The organism is Pseudomonas sp. MUP55 (assembly GCF_034043515.1).
Taxonomy (GTDB): domain Bacteria; phylum Pseudomonadota; class Gammaproteobacteria; order Pseudomonadales; family Pseudomonadaceae; genus Aquipseudomonas.
This window is the reverse complement of the sequence record NZ_CP138214.1, coordinates 2,633,492-2,654,649: the sequence shown is the minus strand read 5'-3', so window position 1 is coordinate 2,654,649 and position 21,158 is coordinate 2,633,492. Positions and strand designations below refer to the sequence as shown.

At 60.6% G+C, this 21,158-nt stretch carries 13 protein-coding genes and 2 riboswitches; of the genes, 9 read left to right on the top strand and 4 right to left on the bottom strand.

The genetic code is table 11. The features are described from left to right. Positions 1–43: 43 nt before the first annotated feature. Positions 44–244: riboswitch (cobalamin riboswitch) on the bottom strand. 384 nt (positions 245–628) lie between these two features. From SC318_RS11920 to cobM, 5 genes are all read left to right on the top strand, one after another. Next, a complete protein-coding gene (locus SC318_RS11920) occupies positions 629–1,210 on the top strand; it encodes a hypothetical protein (protein WP_320430949.1) in 582 nt (193 codons plus the stop codon). 97 nt (positions 1,211–1,307) lie between these two features. Continuing rightward, a riboswitch (cobalamin riboswitch) is annotated at positions 1,308–1,509 on the top strand. A 96-nt stretch (positions 1,510–1,605) separates the two neighbouring features. Further along, positions 1,606–1,794 carry a CbtB domain-containing protein gene (locus SC318_RS11915; RefSeq protein WP_306492858.1) on the top strand — a complete coding sequence of 63 codons (189 nt, stop codon included), beginning with the start codon at positions 1,606–1,608 and terminating at the stop codon, positions 1,792–1,794. Positions 1,795–1,805: 11 nt separating this feature from the next. Further along, complete coding sequence (locus SC318_RS11910; protein ID WP_320430948.1) at positions 1,806–2,510, top strand: CbtA family protein; 705 nt, start codon at positions 1,806–1,808, stop codon at positions 2,508–2,510. Continuing rightward, the gene (locus SC318_RS11905) at positions 2,507–2,929 is read left to right on the top strand and encodes a cobalamin biosynthesis protein (protein ID WP_320430947.1); all 423 of its coding nucleotides are present in this window, start codon (positions 2,507–2,509) and stop codon (positions 2,927–2,929) included. The genes SC318_RS11910 and SC318_RS11905 overlap by 4 nt, the downstream gene beginning before the upstream one ends. 38 nt (positions 2,930–2,967) lie before the next feature. Continuing rightward, complete coding sequence (cobM, locus tag SC318_RS11900) at positions 2,968–3,717, top strand: precorrin-4 C(11)-methyltransferase (RefSeq protein ID WP_320430946.1); 750 nt, start codon at positions 2,968–2,970, stop codon at positions 3,715–3,717. A 111-nt stretch (positions 3,718–3,828) separates the two neighbouring features. Here the strand turns inward: cobM and nfuA are convergent, their stop codons facing one another. Next, complete coding sequence (gene nfuA, locus SC318_RS11895; RefSeq protein ID WP_003173594.1) at positions 3,829–4,413, bottom strand: Fe-S biogenesis protein NfuA; 585 nt, start codon at positions 4,411–4,413, stop codon at positions 3,829–3,831. 94 nt (positions 4,414–4,507) lie between these two features. Next, complete coding sequence (locus SC318_RS11890; protein ID WP_320430945.1) at positions 4,508–6,814, bottom strand: fatty acid cis/trans isomerase; 2,307 nt, start codon at positions 6,812–6,814, stop codon at positions 4,508–4,510. Between the two features lie 165 nt (positions 6,815–6,979). Here SC318_RS11890 and metH point away from each other — a divergent pair, with 165 nt between their 5' ends. Next, entirely contained in the window at positions 6,980–10,690 is a 3,711-nt protein-coding gene (gene metH / locus SC318_RS11885; protein ID WP_320430944.1) for a methionine synthase, read from the top strand. Between the two features lie 53 nt (positions 10,691–10,743). Here the strand turns inward: metH and SC318_RS11880 are convergent, their stop codons facing one another. Further along, entirely contained in the window at positions 10,744–17,796 is a 7,053-nt protein-coding gene (locus SC318_RS11880; protein ID WP_320430943.1) for an NEL-type E3 ubiquitin ligase domain-containing protein, read from the bottom strand. A 96-nt stretch (positions 17,797–17,892) separates the two neighbouring features. Between SC318_RS11880 and SC318_RS11875 the strand changes: the two genes are divergently transcribed. The 3 genes from SC318_RS11875 (at position 17,893) to SC318_RS11865 (ending at position 20,632) form a co-directional block, all read left to right on the top strand. Next, a complete protein-coding gene (locus tag SC318_RS11875; RefSeq protein ID WP_320430942.1) occupies positions 17,893–18,108 on the top strand; it encodes a DUF2970 domain-containing protein in 216 nt (71 codons plus the stop codon). Positions 18,109–18,495: 387 nt separating this feature from the next. Continuing rightward, positions 18,496–20,154 carry a nitrite/sulfite reductase gene (locus tag SC318_RS11870; protein ID WP_320430941.1) on the top strand — a complete coding sequence of 553 codons (1,659 nt, stop codon included), beginning with the start codon at positions 18,496–18,498 and terminating at the stop codon, positions 20,152–20,154. After that, positions 20,138–20,632: a DUF934 domain-containing protein gene (locus tag SC318_RS11865; protein ID WP_306492850.1), complete on the top strand. Its 495-nt coding sequence runs from the start codon at positions 20,138–20,140 to the stop codon at positions 20,630–20,632. Before SC318_RS11870 ends, SC318_RS11865 begins: the two co-directional genes overlap by 17 nt. Before the next feature lie 115 nt (positions 20,633–20,747). Here SC318_RS11865 and SC318_RS11860 read toward each other — a convergent pair whose 3' ends face one another. Then, the gene (locus SC318_RS11860) at positions 20,748–21,152 is read right to left on the bottom strand and encodes a MerR family transcriptional regulator (RefSeq protein ID WP_320430940.1); all 405 of its coding nucleotides are present in this window, start codon (positions 21,150–21,152) and stop codon (positions 20,748–20,750) included. Between the last annotated feature and the right edge of the window lie 6 nt (positions 21,153–21,158).

Below are 21,158 nucleotides of genomic sequence, written 5' to 3'. Positions count from 1 at the left end.
CGCAGCAGCAGATTTCGTCACCGGATCACCCCGCCCGGTTGAATTGAAAAATCGTTTGCGAGGCAGGTCTCCTGGCTTGGGGCTTGCGGGTCTTGCGACCGGCGCTGGCTGCGCCTTCCCGCCGTATCGGCAGTGGCGTGGCAGTCAGTTGAACCCTTCACAGTTGCGGGGGCAGCCGCGGCTTGAACCGCGTTCCCTTCTTAGCTTCGACCTGGGCCGAAGAACCTCGAGCGAGCAAGGCTACGCAGTGCGGGGCAACAGGTCAACGTGATGAGGTTTGCGATGACGTAATTTGAAGTATTGCCTTGCGCTGGGTTACTGCCCGTGAAACAGCGGACATCGGGGCTGACGTATTAATTTGAGTATTTTCTCGAAGGCCCGCCAGGAACCCTTTGCCGACCAGCGCCACACAGATATCGCGTAGCCAAGAACATCGCCGATCCGAACACGTGCAGCGTCACATGAGTGGGCGAACTTAACTTATATCACCTGAGAATCAGACATGTTTGTTACCCCAGACACTACCCTGCTCCCCCCGCCGCAACTAAACGAAACATCGCGTGCGTCTGCACTGCACTTGTCGGCCGCGCCCCCGCGGCCTTATGAATCCTTGACTGATCAGATGCTGATGAAAGCATTGTTGCCTCACGCCAAGGTACTTGACCCCTATCACAACAGCGCCGTTACGTACCACGACCTCAAACGACTGTCAGAAGAAGGCATACAACCAAATGGTCAGCGTGCCACATCAGACCTGATTGCCTTGGTCCACGAATTACTGCAACGCGACGAGCTGACAAGTGACCTCGACATAGCGTCCGGTGCCGGGTACCAAAATGGCACGATAAAACTGGATTCAATGGCCAGGACAGCAGGCGATTTTTCCAGTGCCAGCGATCACCAACTGCTCCTGGCGGCTGGGAAATACCATAAAGCGTTTGATTCAACTGGCAACGGTTACGTAAATTTCAATGAGCTGAAACAAGCAGCAGGATTAGTACACAGTGATCGGTACTTTTCCGACGAAGCAAAAAGCGTCGCCAGCACACTATTGAACCGCCCGGAACTTCTTAAAAAGCTGGATATTGGTGTTGGCTTCCTGGGATTTGCAGGCAAGGAAGACCAACGGTATGACCTGGACAATCTAAAGTATCTAACACGCAACGCTTCACAAGAATTCAATCATCCCTTCAAAAGCCGCACAGACTGACAGGGCTACCAACACGGGTTACGTATGCCCCGTTGTGTTTATCGTGATGAAGCCAGGTCACTCACCTGATTTGACTCGTCTGAGCTGCTCATGGTCTTCTACACACCTTGTTTCGGGTGCCCTTCACAGGGTGAAACGGGAAACCGGTGAGTCACGCGTTGTGACGAGTCCGGTGCTGCCCCCGCAACGGTAAGCGAGCGAAGCGTCAAATCCACTGTGCCTGTGCATGGGAAGGAGATGCTTGAAAGGCCCAGTGCCCCTCGCAAGCCCGGAGACCGGCCCGAAAATTTCAGATAACAAACCCGCGGTGGGCGGGCGCTGTTCATAACCCTGCGTGCCCGGCTCGCGGGGTTTTCATGCGCTCGTTTCCCGCAAGTACCTGAAAGGGACGCGCCATGTCGATCATCAGCAGCACTTCGCCCACTTCCAGCAACGCCTCCACGCTGAGCCAACGCCTGAGCGCCGCAATCGGGGCATCGATCCTCGGTGCGTGCCTGGTGTACTTTGCCGGCTTCTCGCATATCGAGGCGGTGCACAACGCCGCCCATGATACCCGCCACAGCGCCGCGTTCCCGTGCCACTGAGGGCTGCCGAGATGATCAAGCATATTGCGCAAACCGCAGGTTTCACCGGCTTGCTGGCCGCGCTGCTGCTGACCCTGCTGCAAAGCTTTTGGGTGGCGCCGCTGATTTTGCAGGCAGAGGCATTCGAACAGACTCCGGCGACCACACAGGCGGTGCATGAACACACGGCCGATACCGCCGCGCATACCCATGATGCCGCGGCCTGGGAGCCCGAGAACGGCTGGCAGCGCGTGCTGTCGACCACCGGTGGCAACCTGGTGGTGGCGGTCGGTTTTGCCCTGATGCTGGCCGGGCTCTATACGCTGCGCCCGCCGACCCGCACCGCCCAGGGATTGCTGTGGGGACTGGCCGGTTACGCCACCTTTGTGCTCGCTCCTACCTTGGGCCTGCCCCCGGAACTGCCAGGCACCGCCGCTGCCGACCTGGCCCAGCGTCAGATCTGGTGGGTTGGCGCTGCCGCCTCGACCGCCGCCGGGATTGCGTTGCTGGTGTTCGGGCGCAGCTGGCTGCTCAAAGTGCTGGGCGTGGCGATTCTAGTGGTGCCCCATGTGATCGGCGCACCACAACCCGAAGTGCATTCGATGCTGGCCCCGCAAGCCCTCGAAGTCCAGTTCAAGATCGCTTCACAGCTGACCAATGTTGCATTCTGGTTGGCGCTGGGCTTGTTCAGTGCCTGGCTGTTCCGCCGTCAGCGCGACGACCAATACCCGGCATGAGCCTGGTTGTCGGCCTGGGCTGTCGGCGCGGCTGTGATGCTCGCGCCCTGCTGGAGCTGGTTGACAACGCCCTGGGCGAAGCAGGTGCTGACCGCCAGCACATCGGCGCATTGGCAACCATTGAGCAAAAAAAGCATGAGCCAGGGCTTTTGGCACTGGCTCAGGTACTAAACGTGCCGCTGCTGTGGTTCAGTGCCGCGCGCCTGAGCGCTTATGAACACCGCCTGAGCCATAAATCGGCCGTCGCCTTTGCCCATACGCAGTGTTACGGGGTTGCCGAGAGCGCCGCACTGGCGGCGGCCGAACAGCTCGGCAACCCCACTGCCCCGCTGCTGGTCACTCGCCGCAAGAGCGCACAGGCCACCGTTGCATTGGCTTGCGTGGGCTGCAACGCGGATAATCACCGCATCCGATCTTGAGCACTGTTCATGCTCACGCGATTCAACAGGAAGATTGCATGACCGTTTATTTCATCGGCGCCGGCCCCGGCGACCCGGAACTGATCACCGTCAAAGGCCAACGGCTGATCCGCAGCTGCCCGGTGATCATCTACGCCGGCTCGCTGGTACCCGCCGCTGTGCTGGAAGGTCATCAGGCGCAGCAGGTGGTCAACAGCGCACAATTGCACCTGGAACAGATCATCGAGCTGATCAAGACGGCCCATGCCGCAGGCCAGGACGTTGCGCGGGTTCACTCCGGCGACCCCAGCCTGTACGGGGCAATTGGCGAGCAGATCCGTCATTTGCGTGAATTGAATATCCCTTTCCAGATCATTCCGGGGGTCACCGCGGTAGCGGCTTGCGCTGCGCTGCTGGAAACCGAATTGACCCTGCCGGATATCGCCCAGAGCGTGATATTGACCCGTTACGCCGACAAGACAAGCATGCCCGCCGGTGAGGACTTCGACAGCCTGGCGCGGCACGGCACCACCATGGCGATTCACCTGGGGGTCAATCATCTGGACACAATCGTCGCCCGGCTGCTGCCGCATTATGGTACCGACTGCCCGATTGCCGTGGTGCACAGGGCGACCTGGCCGGATCAGGATTGGGCCATTGGCACGATGGGTGACATCGTCGGCAAGGTTGAGGCAAAGGGCTTCAGGCGCACCGCATTGATCCTGGTGGGTCGCGTGTTGACCAACGACAGTTTCAGCGAGTCATCGCTTTACCGTGCCGGTCACGCTCACCTTTATCGTCCCGAATAAACATCAGCACGCTAGATTCTTTATCAGGAAAATGGCGTAATTCGTTGAATTTAAAGCAATAAAAAACGGCGCTCACGGTGCGCCGTTTTTTGTTCGCAGTGAACGCCTTACTCAGTAGTAGGCGTTTTCTTTCTGCGTGTGGTCAGTCACGTCACGTACGCCTTTGAGCTCAGGAATGCGCTCAAGCAGGGTGCGCTCGATGCCTTCACGCAAGGTTACGTCCGCCTGGCCGCAGCCCTGGCAGCCGCCACCGAATTTCAGCACCGCGATACCGTCTTCAACCACATCGATCAGACTGACCTGACCGCCGTGGCTGGCCAGCCCCGGGTTGATCTCGGTTTGCAGGTAGTAGTTGATGCGCTCGTTGACCGGGCTGTCGGCGTTGACGTTCGGCACCTTGGCGTTCGGTGCCTTGATGGTCAACTGGCCGCCCATGCGGTCGGTGGCGTAGTCGACCACGGCGTCGTCAAGGAAGGCTTCGCTGAAGGCATCGATGTACGCGGTGAAGCTTTTGAGCCCCAGGGCGGTGTCTTCAGGCTTCTCTTCACCAGGCTTGCAGTAGGCAATGCAGGTCTCGGCGTACTGGGTGCCGGGCTGGGTGATAAAGACGCGGATGCCGATACCTGGGGTGTTCTGCTTGGACAGCAGGTCAGCCAGGTAATCGTGGGCGGCGTCGGTAATGGTTATGGCAGTCATGGAAACTCCTCACAGGCTTGCCGGCAGTTTACGCCAAATTATTACACAGGTACAAAGTCCTAGTGTTTTTGTCGGAAAAGCCCAACTGACGCCGTCAGAGGTTTTCATAGCGATTCATATCCAGCACGCCCTCTTCTACCGGCGTCGTTTCGCGGATGTACTGCGAAAGGTCATGAAAATACTGCCAGAACTGCGGATGACTGCGGCGCACACCCCAACGATCAACGATTTTCTCAAAACCCTCGGCGTCCTTGGCGCCTTCCATCGCCGCCACAAACGCCGGCACCTGCTGCGCGGGCACATTGAACATGAAATTCGGGTAGCTGCTGAGCACCCCCGGATAGATCGTCAGCGTGTCCAGCCCCGGCTGATAGCGATACGCCTCACCCAGCAGGAACGCCACGTTGCTGTGGGCGCGGTTGCGCAACAGGCTGTAGACCATGCGCTTGCCGCCGGGGGTCTCGATCCGCAGCATGGTGGCTTCGGGCAACTGGTCGATCACCTTGAGGCCCGCCGCCGGGCGCGAGGTCAGGCGACTCAGTGCTTGCTCGGCGTCTTGCAGCGCCGGGTCGATGCCGTCACGGGAGCAGAACGCGCCGGTGCAGCGGTTGATCGGGTCGGGGCTGGCATTGAGTTGGCCGTAGCGGGTCAGCAATTGATTGGCGAAGTCGCGCTTGGGGTCTTTCTCGCTCAGATGCAGACCGCTGGGCTTGCTGTCGTCAATCGCCTCGTAATCCAGCCACAGTTTGAGCTTGCCGCTGTTCTGGTACCAGTCGTCCATAAAGTCTTCGCGGGTGTCGGCGGGCATCAGGCGCAGGAAGTTCTGCTCGGCACCGTTACGGATCAAGTCGAAGTACAAGCGGGTCTGGGCCTGGTGGGACACGTTGCCGAACACGTCAAAGTTCACCGCCAATTGGTAATAGGTGCGCTCCAACAGCGGATAGTCGAACAGCCACATGGTCTGCGGCACTTCACCGATCAAACCCTTGGTCACCGAGGCGCTGTCAAAGTGACGGAAGATGCTCAGCAAGGCGTTGTCGTTGCCCGCCCACAGCGTGGCCCAACTCGGTGGCGGCAGGTCGGCATAATTGTCACGGCGCAGCGCTTCGTACTGGTTGCGCTTGTCGCGATACGCCAGCCACAGGTTCAGCACGCTGCCCACGTCGTCATTCTGCCCAGGCATCGCCAGCAGCGGCGTGGCCTGGCCGCGATACCGTGCATCGGTGATGTACAGGTCGTGGTCCGGGTCCTGGAACAAGGTCCAGAAGTTATCGCGAATCACATCCGTCGCAATCTGCCCGCGGCACACCGGGCCGCGTATGAAGGTACGCACGAAGTATTCGGCGTTATCGAGCATGAACTGGTAACGCGCCTTGGCCGGGATGGCTTCAAAGGTGGCGAACGGGTTGGCCCGACTGCCGGGGCCATAGCCCGGCAAGGCGGTCACTTGCCAGTCACCGGCGTAGAACAGCGCCTTGATGCGCGCCAGTTTCGCGGCGCTGAACGGGTAAGTGATGTGGGTTTTGTGCACGATCACGCCCTGCACCGGCCACAGGCGGTAGTACACCCGGGTGCCGGGGTCGTCGTTGGGGCGACGCGTGGCGATCAGGTCGATGGGCTGTCCGCTTGGCGTGCGCGAGCGAACCCATTGAAAGTAGTGCCCCGGCTCACCGTTTTCGAAATAGATGTGGGCGAGGAACAAATGTTCGAACAGCCAGCGCGCCACCAGACTTTCGCGGGCGCCCGCCTGGTTGAACAGGGTTTCCCACTGCTGTACCTGCAGGGCTTCCTTGGCGCTTGGCGCCAGGCTCTGCTCGTCAAGCGGCGCGCCGGAAGCCAGCCAGCGTTGCAGCGTCTGGTACTGCGGGTCGGTCAGGCCAGTGACAGCCAGCGGCATGCCCTCCTTGGGATGGCTGCCCGCGTAAGCATTGAACTCGCCGGGGGCCGCGCACAGGTTGGCGCGGTTCAAGCCCAGCACAATCTCGTCGGGCAGCTTGGCATTGGGTTGCAACGGCGCGTTATGGCCCAGTTCCAGCATGCGCGCCATCAGCGCCGCCTGGCTGCCCTGGGCGTCCAGTACCGAATAGAAGCCCTTCTGCTGCCAGGCCTGCTTGCCGAACGCGTCGTAGAACAAACGGGTGGTGGGCGTGGCCGTGCTGCGCTCGCCGTCATACACCGGCATTTTGCTTGCACCCCGCGCAGCGCCCTCGGCGCTGCCCAGGTTGAGCTGGCAGGCCGAGTCGTAGCAGGCGTGGCAGGCCACGCACTTCTCGGTGAAGATCGGCTGAATATCGCGTGTATAGGAAATCGCCTGAGCGGGACGGTTTGCCGGCACAACTTGCGCCTGCGCTGTACTGGCTATCAAGGCCAGGACGGCGCTGACGATCAAACGAAGTGACATGTATCCGGTCCCGATTCAAGGTATGCGGTGCTGAAAGTGGCGGTGATTCTACCGGGCCATGACGGCCGGCAACATGAGCGATATTCATGCAGAACCGCGCATGCTCAAAATCGGCACAGGTTTGTTATGATTCATGCCTCCGTAATGCCTGACCAGAGTAGTCCCATGTCCGATCGTAGCGTTCGTCTGCAAGCCCTCCACCACGCCCTCAAGGAACGTATCCTGATCCTCGACGGCGGCATGGGCACGATGATCCAGAGCTATAAGCTTGAGGAACAGGACTACCGTGGCAAGCGTTTTGCCGACTGGCCGAGCGACGTCAAGGGCAACAACGACCTGCTGGTGCTCACCCGCCCTGACGTGATCGGCGGGATCGAAAAGGCCTACCTGGATGCCGGTGCCGACATCCTGGAAACCAACACCTTCAATGCCACGCGCATCTCCATGGCCGACTACGGCATGGAAGAGCTCGCCTACGAGCTGAACGTAGAAGGCGCGCGCCTGGCGCGTAAGGTGGCCGACGCCAAGACCCTCGAGAACCCGGCCAAGCCGCGCTTCGTCGCAGGCGTGCTCGGCCCCACCAGCCGTACCTGCTCGCTGTCGCCGGACGTGAACAACCCCGGCTACCGCAACGTGACCTTCGATGAACTGGTGGAGAACTACACCGAAGCCACCCAGGGCCTGATCGAAGGCGGCGCCGACCTGATCCTGATCGAGACGATTTTCGACACCCTTAATGCCAAAGCCGCGATCTTCGCGGTGCAGGGCGTGTTCGAGGCGCTGAACCTCGAACTGCCGATCATGATTTCCGGCACCATCACCGATGCGTCCGGGCGCACCTTGTCCGGCCAGACCACCGAAGCCTTCTGGAACTCCGTGGCCCACGCCAAGCCCATCTCGGTCGGTTTGAATTGCGCCCTCGGTGCCAGCGAACTGCGCCCCTACCTGGAAGAGCTGTCGAACAAGGCCAACACCCACGTTTCCGCGCACCCCAACGCCGGCCTGCCCAACGAATTCGGTGAGTACGACGAACTGCCTGCGCAAACGGCCAAGGTCATCGAAGAGTTCGCTCAGAGCGGCTTTCTCAACATCGTCGGCGGCTGCTGCGGCACCACGCCCGGCCATATCGAAGCCATCGCCAAGGCCGTGGCCGGTTATGCGCCGCGTGCCATCCCGGACATTCCCAAGGCCTGCCGCCTGTCCGGCCTGGAGCCGTTCACCATCGATCGCAGCTCGCTGTTCGTCAACGTCGGCGAGCGCACCAACATCACAGGTTCGGCCAAGTTCGCCCGCCTGATTCGTGAAGACAACTACACCGAAGCCCTGGAAGTCGCCCTGCAGCAGGTGGAAGCCGGCGCCCAGGTGATCGACATCAACATGGACGAGGGCATGCTCGATTCGAAGAAGGCCATGGTGACCTTCCTCAATCTGATCGCCGGCGAACCGGACATTTCCCGCGTGCCGATCATGATCGACTCCTCCAAGTGGGAAGTGATCGAAGCCGGCCTCAAGTGCATCCAGGGCAAGGGCATCGTCAACTCCATCAGCATGAAGGAAGGCGTGGAGCAGTTCATTCACCACGCCAAGCTGTGCAAGCGCTACGGCGCGGCGGTGGTGGTGATGGCGTTCGACGAAGCCGGCCAGGCCGACACCGAAGCGCGCAAAAAGGAAATCTGCAAACGCTCCTACGACATCTTGGTCAATGAAGTGGGCTTCCCGCCGGAAGACATCATCTTCGACCCGAACATCTTCGCGGTGGCCACCGGTATCGAAGAGCACAACAACTACGCCGTCGACTTCATCAATGCCTGTGCCTATATCCGCGACGAGCTGCCCTACGCGCTGACCTCCGGTGGCGTGTCCAACGTGTCGTTTTCGTTCCGTGGCAACAACCCGGTGCGCGAGGCGATCCACTCGGTGTTCCTGCTCCATGCGATCCGCGCGGGCCTGACCATGGGCATCGTCAACGCCGGTCAGCTGGAGATCTACGACCAGATCCCGGCCGAGCTGCGCGATGCGGTGGAAGACGTGGTGCTCAACCGCACCCCGGAAGGCACCGATGCCCTGCTCGCCATCGCCGACAAGTACAAGGGCGACGGCAGCGTCAAGGAAGCCGAAACCGAGGAGTGGCGCGGCTGGCCGGTGAACAAGCGCCTGGAACACGCGCTGGTCAAGGGCATCACCACGCATATCGTCGAAGACACCGAAGAGTCGCGGCTGTCGTTTGCGCGCCCGATCGAGGTGATCGAAGGCCCGCTGATGTCCGGCATGAACATCGTTGGCGACCTGTTCGGCGCCGGCAAGATGTTCCTGCCCCAGGTGGTCAAGTCCGCCCGGGTGATGAAGCAGGCCGTGGCTCACCTGATTCCGTTCATCGAGCTGGAAAAAGGCGACAAGCCGGAGGCCAAGGGCAAGATCCTGATGGCCACGGTCAAGGGCGACGTGCACGACATCGGCAAGAACATCGTCGGCGTGGTGCTGGGCTGCAACGGTTATGACATCGTCGACCTCGGCGTGATGGTCCCGGCGGAAAAGATCCTGCAAGTGGCCAAGGAACAGAAGTGCGACATCATCGGCTTGTCCGGCCTGATCACCCCGTCCCTGGATGAAATGGTGCACGTGGCCCGCGAGATGCAGCGCCAGGACTTCCACCTGCCGCTGATGATCGGCGGCGCGACCACCTCCAAGGCGCACACGGCGGTGAAGATCGAGCCCAAGTACAGCAATGACGCGGTGATCTACGTCACCGACGCCTCCCGTGCGGTGGGCGTGGCGACACAACTGCTGTCCAAGGAATTGAAGGCCGGCTTCGTCGAGAAGACCCGCCTGGAATACATCGATGTGCGTGAGCGCACCTCCAACCGCAGCGCCCGCACCGAACGCCTGAGCTACCCGGCGGCGCTTGCCAAGAAGCCGCAGTTCGACTGGAGCAGCTATACCCCGGTCAAACCGACGTTTACCGGCGCCAAGGTACTGGACAATATCGACCTCAACGTTCTGGCCGACTACATCGACTGGACGCCGTTCTTCATTTCGTGGGACCTGGCAGGCAAATTCCCACGCATCCTCACCGATGAGGTCGTCGGCGAAGCGGCGACCGCGCTGTACGCCGATGCCCAGGAAATGCTCAGGAAACTGATCGATGAAAAACTCATCAGCGCCCGTGCGGTGTTCGGCTTCTGGCCGGCCAACCAGGTGCAGGACGATGACCTGGAAGTCTACGGTGACGATGGCCAGCCAATCGCCAAGCTGCATCACCTGCGCCAGCAGATCATCAAGACCGACGGCAAGCCGAACTTTTCCCTGGCCGACTTCGTCGCGCCCAAGGACAGCGGCGTGACCGACTATGTCGGCGGTTTCATCACCACCGCCGGCATCGGTGCCGAAGAAGTCGCCAAGGCTTATCAAGATGCCGGCGACGACTACAACTCGATCATGGTCAAGGCCCTCGCCGACCGCCTGGCCGAAGCCTGTGCCGAGTGGCTGCACCAGCAGGTGCGCAAGGAACACTGGGGCTACGCCAAGGATGAACAGCTGGATAACGAGGCACTGATCAAGGAGCAATACAGCGGCATCCGCCCTGCCCCAGGCTACCCGGCGTGCCCGGACCACACCGAGAAAGCCCAACTGTTCCAACTGCTCGACCCCGAGGCGCGCGAAATGCAGGCGGGCCGCAGCGGCGTATTCCTCACCGAGCACTATGCGATGTTCCCGGCGGCCGCCGTCAGCGGCTGGTACTTCGCCCACCCGCAGGCGCAGTACTTTGCCGTGGGCAAGGTCGACAAGGACCAGGTGCTGAGCTACACCGCACGCAAGGGTCAGGACCTGAGTGTGACCGAGCGCTGGCTGGCGCCGAACCTGGGTTACGAGAACTGATAGCCTTTTGCGCTCGCGCAGGGGCTTGTCGAGCCCCTGCGCGCAGGTGCGGCCTAAAGTCCCAGACGGGTGCGTTCGCGTGCGGTCAGCTCGATGGCCAGGGCTGTTTCCCGTTCAGCCCGTCTGCGGCCCAACTCTGCGTATTCACGTAAATACTCCTCGCCGGCGTCGGGGTAACGGTCGTCCAGGGCGTCGACTTGTGTTGCCATGGAGTCGGCCAAGGTCCTGAACTCGGCAGGGTACGTTCTCCTCAAGTAGTCCACCCAGTAGGTGCGTTCAATCAGGCTCTGGACAAAGGCATCCCGGCCTTCGTTTTCGATGATGCGGTTATACGCAGTGTCCAGGGCCGCCGGAGTCACGTTCGCGGCGTTTGTATAGATCATGCCCTGAGGTTGACTCGGCAAATCCAGACGCTGGGCCAATCCAATACGGTAAGCCAGGCGAATTTCCGCCGGGTCGGCGCCTGGTCGCCCGCGAATGGCCTCTTCGGCAACCCTCTCCACTGCATCAAGACGGCTCATGCGTCTGGCCAGCCGGAATAATTCAGCACCTTCCTGTGCAGGCGTCACGGAGCTCAACAGATTGAACTCATAAACGGCCGTTTCGAGATCGTTGAACACCAGGATTCGGCCATCGCCACACGTCATCCCGGCTTGCGCGGCACTGGCCTTGGCAAACACATCCCTGCGCAGAGCACGGTCTGCATACATCGCATCCAGAACCCGCCACACCCGCGCCGTGACACCCGCCCGGTTGCGCTGGAAATCCCGAGTATTGCGCAATTGCGACAAGGTGAAGAAAAAGTCGGCGCTGTCGGGCTCGGCGCGCAGCTCGTCCCAGGCTTGATAGCGCTCCGAACCCTCAGTCACGTCTGTGAACCAGCGGTCTCGCTGCACTTGTGGGGGCTCGATTTCCGGATGCTGATTTGCGTGTGGCGGTTCGTCGGGAGATTCGGGGTCATCCGGCTGGTAGCCCTGGATCATTTCGTCGATATCCGCGAGGGTGAAGCCCAAGCCATTACCGGTGCGCTGCAGATACACGCGCAGGTCTTCGAACTCTTGCTCCAGCAGCAGGTTGTCGTGCAGGTCGGTATGGCCCATCAATGCCTGATGGCGAGCGGCGAAGGCTTCAGGCGGGATGGTTTCGATCTGATTATTACGCAGGTTCAACGAGCGCAAGCGTGGCGCCTCAAACACGCCCGCCGGCCATTCATCCAAGATGTTGTCGCCCAGATCCAGGGCTTGCAGTTGCGACATACCGCTCACGTCCAGCTCGGCCAGCCTGTTGTCATTGAGGTTCAAGTTTTCCAGCATCGGCATATTCAACAATTGCCCGCGCAATGCCGTTGCGTCACTCAAACCATTATGCGCAGCGGCCAATTGCCTTAGTGAGCGAAACTCACTCACAGCGTCGGGCAATACCGTCAAGCCGTTAGTGTCCAGGTTCAAGGAGTCAATATTGCCGAACGCGCGCAGGAACTCATTGGAGCCTCGCGCTGTGGTCATGACGTTGCTCAGGTTCAACTCACGGATATGGTTGAGCGGGCTGGGCAGTGCCGGCAGATCCCCCAGCGTCAACCCGGACAGATCCAATTGATGCTGCCCCAGCGACGGCCGTAACGGCGGCGTTTCACGCAGGCTGGAGCGCCAGCTCGACAGCAATCGTTGCGCCGCCCGCCGCCGGTCAAGGGCGCTGATCCAACGGCTACCGCGTCGCACGCCCTGAATATCGATCCATGCATTCAAAGTCTGGATCCATTGAAGCTGTTGACCCTCCCACGTCCCTAAGCGAGCCTCTATTTCGAGAGCGCTCAGCCCATCGCTGCTCAGCGCGTCGATGCGCGCCAACGCCTGTGCACTGTCCAGGTTAGGATCAAGACGCTGCATGCGCGCCGCGGCGGTCATCGGCGTGGCTGCGCTCTCTGCCGATAAGGGCAGCGGCAACATAAGGTTGGGATTTTGCTCAGTTCCTTCCGGGAAATACTCAGGGTCGCCGCCCGTTCTGCCTCGCTCCAGAAATTCACGGGGAATGCCCAGCGGGCTCTCACTGCCCAGGCGTTGGCCGACCGCCCTTACCTGCGCCAGGGTCGCCGCCGTCAGACGGCAGCCGCGCAGGCTGGTATTGGCCAGGAACGGATCATGGCCGGTCAACGCCGTCCGCGGGATCGTGGTCACCGCGCTATGGCTCAGGTCCAACCGTTCCAGGGCGGGCGACTCCACCGCCCCCCCAGGCCAATCGCGAATGGCTGTGCGTCCCAGATCGAGGGTGGCCAGCCGCGACAGATGGCTGATATCCAACGTACGGACGGGATTAAATCGCAGATTCAGGGAGGTCAAGCTTGTCAACCCATTCAAGCGCGCCTGGATCGTGGGAGTGACGTGCAACAGGTTGTGGGAGAAGTCCAAAGAACGCAGGGAGGTCATCTCGTTCAGACTTGAAGGCAGGCTGGTCAGATCATTATCTGAAAGGTTCAGATGCTCCACCTGGTTGAAGCGCCCCAGGAAGGTTTCCAGCTCTGTGAGCGGAACCCGCACGCTTGCCAGGTCCAGGTGACTCACATGGGAAAAATCGGCCGTCGGTAAAGACGGTAAATCGACCAAGGCACCACCTGAAAGATCCAGACGCATCTGCGGCGCAGATGCCTGCGCAGATGGCCCCGGCCTTGTATTGGGCGCGAGACGCTGCCCAAGGCCCTCTCGCCAGGAAGCGAGTATGCGATCTGCCGCCCGCACACGGTAATGCGGTTCGATCTGACTACGCGAGTTAACTGGATAGCGCGTCGGCCACTCACTCAGCTCCCGGGCCAACTCACGGTGTTCTTCCCGTACGGTGTCAAGACGTTCGATCTGTTCACTGGCGGGAACCTGCTGCTGTCTGAACTCCTCAAGAACGTTGAAAGCAGTGGCAGCATTGCCGCCCGTCAACTGGCGCAGTGAGCCTTCTACATACGAGCGCACCATGACCTCTTCATCCACAAGATGCGCCGGGTTCTCATGCACGTGTTCATAGGCCTGCCTGAATGCCTGCGGCTCAAAACGTCCCCAGTCCATCTGCAGTCCGCGCCACAGGCGCTCGTGGCCGGTGAACATCTCTGGAGGTATCGAGGTGATCCGCGTGGACGACAGATTGAGGGTTTCCAGCTGTTCAAGCCCCAGCACACCCTGCGGCCAGGTCGCCAGCGGTCCGGACACAGTGAGCCTGCGCAGGTTTACAAACCCGCTGACATCCAACCGGTCCATCGAGCCTGATAAGGTCAGCTGCTCAAGTTGCGTCATGCGCGAGATCGACTGCATCACTTCAGGAGTAAAATTGGCGGTGGAGGGACGACCGAACTCCCTGTCCACGAACACCAACTCGGTGATCTGCGGCAAGCTCGCCACCCGCTCGGCAACCGCGCTCAACGTGGAAGCGCTGACGTATACCTCGAGGCGTCGCATACCCGGGAACTGGCGGACTAACGTCGCGCCCTGATCGCCAAGCAGCGCTGTACCCGACACCCTCAAGTTACGCACATTGGGAAAGTCCGCATTCAGTGCGAGCAACTCTCCCCCATCGATCACGTTGAGGGTTCTGAACGGTGCCGCGTGAGGATTCAAGCCCTGGCGCCAGCAATAAATGATGTTATCAGCCACTTGTAGACGAGCCGGGTCACTTCCCGCCCAGAGGCCAAGTGCACTGCGCAGGCCGTCCAGCTCCCGCTGGCGATTGGCCAACAGGTTGAAAATCTGTTGTGGGTGATCACCGTTGCGCAAGTGCCTTTGCACAAAAGACCTGGCTTCGAATTCATACGCATCCGGGTAGATATCGCGCACCCGCGCAACCAGACGATCGACGTCTCCTGCCCCTGCTCTTACTTCTGGTCTGCCTCCAGACAACTCATATCCCAGGCGCCCATCCGCCAAGCGCAACGACGGTCGCGACCTGGGCACCCGTTGTCCTAAAATGCTGGCCATTTCGCTGCGGTGGCTGCTCGCATAATCGGCCAGCGTCTGCTTTAACAGCTCCCCCTGAGCGGTGGACGGGATGCCCAGCGCGTTACGCGAATTATCGGGCAAGGCATGCAGGATCGCTTGATAAAAATTGCGGCTATAGAGCGAGCGGCTATGGAGGGGCTCGCCTCGTTCATCCAACGCCTGGAAGCTGTCGCCGTCCTTGACCAGGTATTTGCGTACCGCGGCGTCCTCGGCGCCGATATGGTCCAGCAGCGGCCCTTGCAGGTTGTCGCTGCGCAGTTCCAGGCGTAGCCCTCCCGGCCAGCCGGGCAGCCGTTCCAGGCTGTGCAGGGCCAGGCGGTCGCTGTCCAGGCTCGCCAGGTTTTCGCGGTGCAGCCCGCTGATTGCTCGGTTCAGGCGATGCTGTTGCAGGCTGATGCGTGCCAGGTCATCCAGACGCCTCGGCACCTTGCCAGTGTCCTTCAGGCGACTGCGTTCAAGCGGGGTGGCGGCGCCCATCACCTCGTCCACGGCCTGATGCGGCAACGAGGGATAACGTCGGCCCAGCACGCCGGGATCTTCTACCTCAGGCCTGTTTGAACGCCAAAAGCTTTCGAACAGCGCACGCTGCCTCTTCAGTGCGTGGTCCGCCAGACGCTCGTCGAACACCTCTTCCTGGGTCAGCCCGTTCCAACCCGACTCGCTTCCCAGCAGTCGGCTGGTTTCCTCTGCGCTCATCTGCGCCAGCACCTTCTCGGCCAGCTTGCCGGCCTGTACCTCGCGACGGGTGAGTTTGATGGTGACACCCGCATCACTGGCTGACGGGGTCACACCGTAGCGATGGGACGCGCCCCAGGGTTCAGGCCCGTCGAACACTTCCAGCACCCGACCTGCCGGCCAGCGTGGCAGCTCCGTCGTCAGCGGTAACACACACTCGAAGTGACTGCCTGCCCCGGAACCGTGACGGATCTGCTCGATCACCTCGCTCACCTGGCGGTCGACACTGAACCGCTCCAGCGTATCGTCCAGTGCCGCCGGAATGGCCAAGCCGTCCGCATGCACTTTGTACAACTGCTCGTCCTGAACGCCACTCACTGCACCAATGGTGCGTAATACCTCGTCGGAGAACGCGTCGGTACGGTGACCGAGACGCCGCAGCAGCGTCAGGCGGTCCCACTCCAAAGGGCGTTCATGGATGTGACGCCACGCGCCAGCGTTGTTGTGTTCCAGAATGGGCTGGTACGCCTCAGGGTCATCGGGGTGCTTGATCCGCCACTTGTTGACGGTTGGATCAAGGGTCTTTTCGTACAGATCGCCATTCCAGCGAACGTAAGTCTTGCCGTTGATTTCGTATTGTCCCAAGGCGTTGGGACGAGCGTCGTCCGGCAACTTCACGGCGCTTTTGTAAGGCGAGAGATCGGGCTTCCACAACCGGGTCTGGCCATTGGGCAGTGTGACCGGGTGCAGGTCCTCGACGAAGGGCGGTGGTTTGATCGCCAGCAGTTTGCCCACGCCTTTGCCGGCTGCGTGAAACAAAGCAAGCTGCGCCAGGTTTTCCACCAGGTCGATCAGATGCGCCTTGGCGGCCTTGCGATCACCTTCGGCCCACTCGATGGAGCCTTCAAACACCTCGTTAAGTAACTGGCCGGCCATGAACGCCAGCGTTATTTCGCCCAGTACCGGCACGAAAGATGCGAAGAAGGTCGCGGCGAACATGCCGATATTCAGCCAACCGGCGATTTTCTGCGCGCGCACCCTGGCATCGACATCGGCGGTAGGCACCGCATGCGCCGCCGCGTCGTTGATGCTCTGAGTGCAACTGCGGTCAAACAGGTAGTCCCACAGATCGAGGTTATGCCCCCAGAGCCCTTGATCCTTTTGACGGTAAACTTTGACATTCAGGTAAGGATCGGCCTCCACCAGCTGGGGGGCCTTGGGCAAAGGGGCTGGGTTGGTGATGCCGACAGGGAACGGTGTGAGCACATCCAGCACCTCACTGAGCGTCGGCACTATGGAGGCGAACTTACTGGCCCATGAGGTCTCGCCATCCTTGGTGAACTGGCCGAAATAGTAGGGATGATCGCTATACGGCACGAACTGACTGAAGAATTTCTGGTACGTGGTCGGCCCTGCCGCTTCAGGTGAGGGCGTATCTGCAGCGGTGAATCGCTCCTTGAAATACGCTCTCATCTCCTCGAACGTGAAGCGCTTCATGGAGTGTTTCTGATCGTGCGGGACATAAACAATGACTTGATCCGGATAACGATATTTCTCACATGGCGAAAACACCACACAGCCAGTCAAACGACGTTTCATCACGCTCAGGTCACAAAACCACACCGGTTTTCCCCTTAGCTGCGGGAACACTTCACCGTCAATGACCGAGATCACCATGGCCAGCTCGTCAGCATCAATATCTTTTTGCAGCAGAGCCAGCTCGGCGGCGGCCCGCATGGTTGCCTTCTGGTTGGCGATAAACTGCTGGCGCAGTGTGGCGGCCTTCGTGGCGTCGGTGGGTTGGAGAAATGCCTTGATATGGGTTTGGTACCTGGCACCGATATCCAGGCTGCGGCACAGCGTCAGGAACTGATGGACCTTGAGGTTGACGGTCAGTGGCGTAAACGTGTCAGACGTGGCCCCCTGTACCTTGAAGCCGGAAGAATGATGAAACGCGCCCTCCTCGGCCTCGGACGCTTCGAAGTTATGTTTCGCCGCTTCCAGCAAGCTGATCTCCAGGTACTCGAAGTTGCCCACTTCGATAAGCCCGATTTTCGTGGCTTTCCTTAGGCTCACCCACGTTTTGCGCACATCCAGCACCACACCGTGCTGATCTTTCAACGCCTTGCGCAGCAAGGGTTCGGCGAAAGTGTCTATGTCTTGCAAGTCGGCCATGGTCTGGTCGAGCGCCGTCTGCGCGGTGAAGCTTGCAGTGAAATAGTCATGCAAATGTTTGCGTTGCGCGGGGGTGGCGTCCAGGTAGGCCTGGGGTAACTGCGCATCGCTGTGCTTGAGCGCCGCACGCCGCTCGGACGGAGCGTTCAGCAACCATTGCGGAGCCGATTTCTTCAGGAACCTGCCATGCAGGCTGGGGGTAAGGTGATGCAGGGGCACAGATGTAACGGTCATGGTGTCGCTCTCTGATAAGTAGAGTGACAGGACACCATTGCCGACCATCGCTGAGGCGGTAGTTAGCTATATTACCGGCCCCCGCACAGGGGCTGGACTATGCTTTGACGGAGCTCATCGAGTCGTATTGATTACGAGGGATATATGGACGCCCCACAGAACAAACCGCCCACCTTCTGGCAGATGCTCCACAGCGTCATGGCCGCAGCCTTTGGCGTGCAAAGCGGCAAGAATCGCGCCCGCGACTTCACCCACGGCAAGCCCAGCCATTTTGTGATCATGGGTATTGTGTTCACCGCGGTGTTTGCCCTGACGCTGTTCGGCATCGTCAAGCTGGTGCTGCACCTGGCCGGGGTTTGAAGCCGGCCAAGGTGGGAGAGATTGCAGGCTGAAGGGCTATTTACTGGTGGCTGACCCAGAACACAGCGGTGCCCACCACCAGGATGATCAGGAACAGAATCGCCCAGGCATCCACGGTGCTGTCGGGTTTACGTATCTTTGTCGAATTGCTCATCGCATCGCCTCTTGTCGGTTTTGTAGGTGATTGCACTAAGACTCGACACCAGTAAAGACCACGCTTGCCCCTGTGACAAATGTGGATATGGCGATAACCCTTCTCATTAGTCATTTTGGTTATTTGCATATACTCAAACATCACTTTTGCGCATAAACGCAAACTGGTATCGTGCGCCGGCTCCGTTGGGAGTGCGCGGCCGTGCGCGCAGATTTGCCGAGAACAGGACCTATATGTACGTATACGACGAATACGATCAGCGCATCATCGAGGACCGCGTCAAGCAGTTCCGTGATCAGACCCGACGCTACTTAGCAGGTGAACTGAGCGAAGAAGAGTTCCGCCCTCTGCGCCTGCAAAATGGCCTTTATGTTCAGCGCTTTGCGCCGATGCTGCGGGTGGCTGTGCCCTATGGCCAGCTGACGTCGCGCCAGACGCGCATGATGGCCAGGATCGCCCGCGACTTCGACAAAGGCTACGCCCACATCAGTACCCGCCAGAACGTGCAGTTCAACTGGCCGGCCCTGGAAGACGTGCCGGACATCCTGGCTGAATTGGCCACCGTGCAGATGCACGCCATTCAGACCAGCGGTAACTGCCTGCGCAACGTGACCACCGACCAATTTGCCGGCGTCGCTGCCGACGAGCTGATCGACCCGCGCCCCTGGTGCGAAATCGTGCGCCAGTGGACCACCTTCCACCCTGAATTCGCCTACCTGCCGCGTAAGTTCAAGATCGCCATCAATGGCTCGACCTCGGACCGCGCGGCCATCGAAGTGCACGATATCGGCCTGGAGCCGGTGCACAACGCCGCCGGCGAGCTGGGTTTTCGCGTGCTGGTGGGTGGCGGCCTGGGCCGTACGCCGGTCGTGGGCGCGTTTATCAACGAATTCCTGCCGTGGCAGGACCTGTTGAGCTACCTCGACGCCATCCTGCGGGTCTATAACCGCTACGGCCGTCGTGACAACAAGTACAAGGCCCGGATCAAGATCCTGGTCAAGGCGCTGACCCCCGAGGTGTTCGCGCAGAAAGTCGACGCCGAGATGGAACACCTGCGCGGCGGCCAGACCACCCTGACCGAAGCCGAAGTGCACCGCGTCGCCAAGCATTTCGTCGACCCCGAGTACAAAATCCTGAGCAATCAGGACGCCGAGCTCGCGGCGCTCGACCAGCAGCATCCGGGCTTTGCCCGCTGGCGTACGCGCAACACCCTGGCGCACAAACAGCCGGGCTATGTGGCCGTGACCCTGTCGCTCAAGCCCACCGGTGTCGCGCCGGGCGACATCACCGACAAACAGCTGGACGCCGTCGCCGACCTGGCCGACCGCTACAGCTTCGGCCAACTGCGCACCTCCCACGAACAGAACATCATTCTGGCGGACGTCGAACAAAGCCAACTGTTCACCCTGTGGGGCGAGCTGCGCGAAGGCGGTTTCGCCACGCCGAACATCGGCCTGTTGACCGACATCATCTGCTGCCCGGGCGGCGATTTCTGCTCCCTGGCCAACGCCAAGTCGATCCCGATCGCCGAGTCGATCCAGCGCCGTTTCGACGACCTGGACTACCTGTTCGACATCGGCGAGCTGGACCTGAACATTTCCGGCTGCATGAACGCCTGTGGTCACCACCACGTCGGCCATATCGGCATTCTGGGCGTGGACAAGAAAGGCGAAGAATTCTACCAAGTGTCCCTGGGTGGCAGCGCCAGCCGCGATGCGAGCCTGGGCAAGATCCTCGGCCCGTCCTTCGCCCAGGAAGCCATGCCGGAGGTGATCGGCAAGCTGATCGACGTGTACATCGAACAGCGCACCGAAGATGAGCGTTTCATCGACACCTACCAGCGCATCGGCATCGACCTGTTCAAGGAGCGCGTCTATGCAGCGAATCATTAAGAACAACGAAGTCCTCGACGAAACCTGGCACCTGCTGCCCAAGGACGCGAGCTTCGACGGCATCTCCAACTGCGACGACCTGATCGTGCCGCTGGCGCTGTGGCGCGAGCACGGCCACGCCCTCAAGGCCCGCGATGGCGGCCTGGGTGTGTGGCTGGACGCCGATGAAGAAGCCGAAGAGATCGGTGATGACGTGCAGCATTTCCAGGTGATCGCCCTGAACTTCCCGGCCTTCACCGACGGTCGTAACTACTCCAACGCCCGCCTGCTGCGTGACCGTTATGGTTTCAAGGGCGAGCTGCGGGCGATTGGCGACGTGCTGCGCGACCAGCTGTTCTACCTGCGCCGCTGCGGCTTCGATGCCTTCGCCTTGCGCGCCGACAAAGACCCCTATGAAGCGTTGGAAAGCCTCAAGGACTTTTCGGTGACGTATCAGGCTGCAACGGATGAGCCACTGCCGCTATTCCGCCGCCGCTGAGTAAAAAAAATGTGGGAGGGGGCTTGCTCCCGATTGCGGAGGATCAGTCAATTGATCTGTGACTGACCCTCCGCAATCGGGAGCAAGCCCCCTCCCACATTGATATTCAGCAACTTCAAGGTTGCGGATTAATCGACGCCAGCACCTGCTTCTGCCCCATGGAGCACGGCACGCCTTCCGGCTGCGCCCGCACCGCCTCGATCACACTCAACAACTGCGCCTTGTTGTGAGCCAACTGCGCCTGCATCCCCTCGATCTGTGCGACCTTGCGTTCCAACGCCTCGATCAGCTCGTCGCGCTTGTGCTCGCCCGGTGCCGGCATCAACGCCTTGAGTTCCTGCAAGGTGAAGCCGGCCTGTTGCGCGCTCTGGATCAGTTGCAGTGTCTGCAGCGCTTCTGGCGCATAGCGCCGATAGCCATTGGCCTGGCGCCCGACCTGGCTGATCAAGCCTTCAGCTTCGTAAAAGCGGATGCGCGAGGCCGCCAACCCGCTCTGTTTTGCCAGCTCACCAATATTCATCGAAAC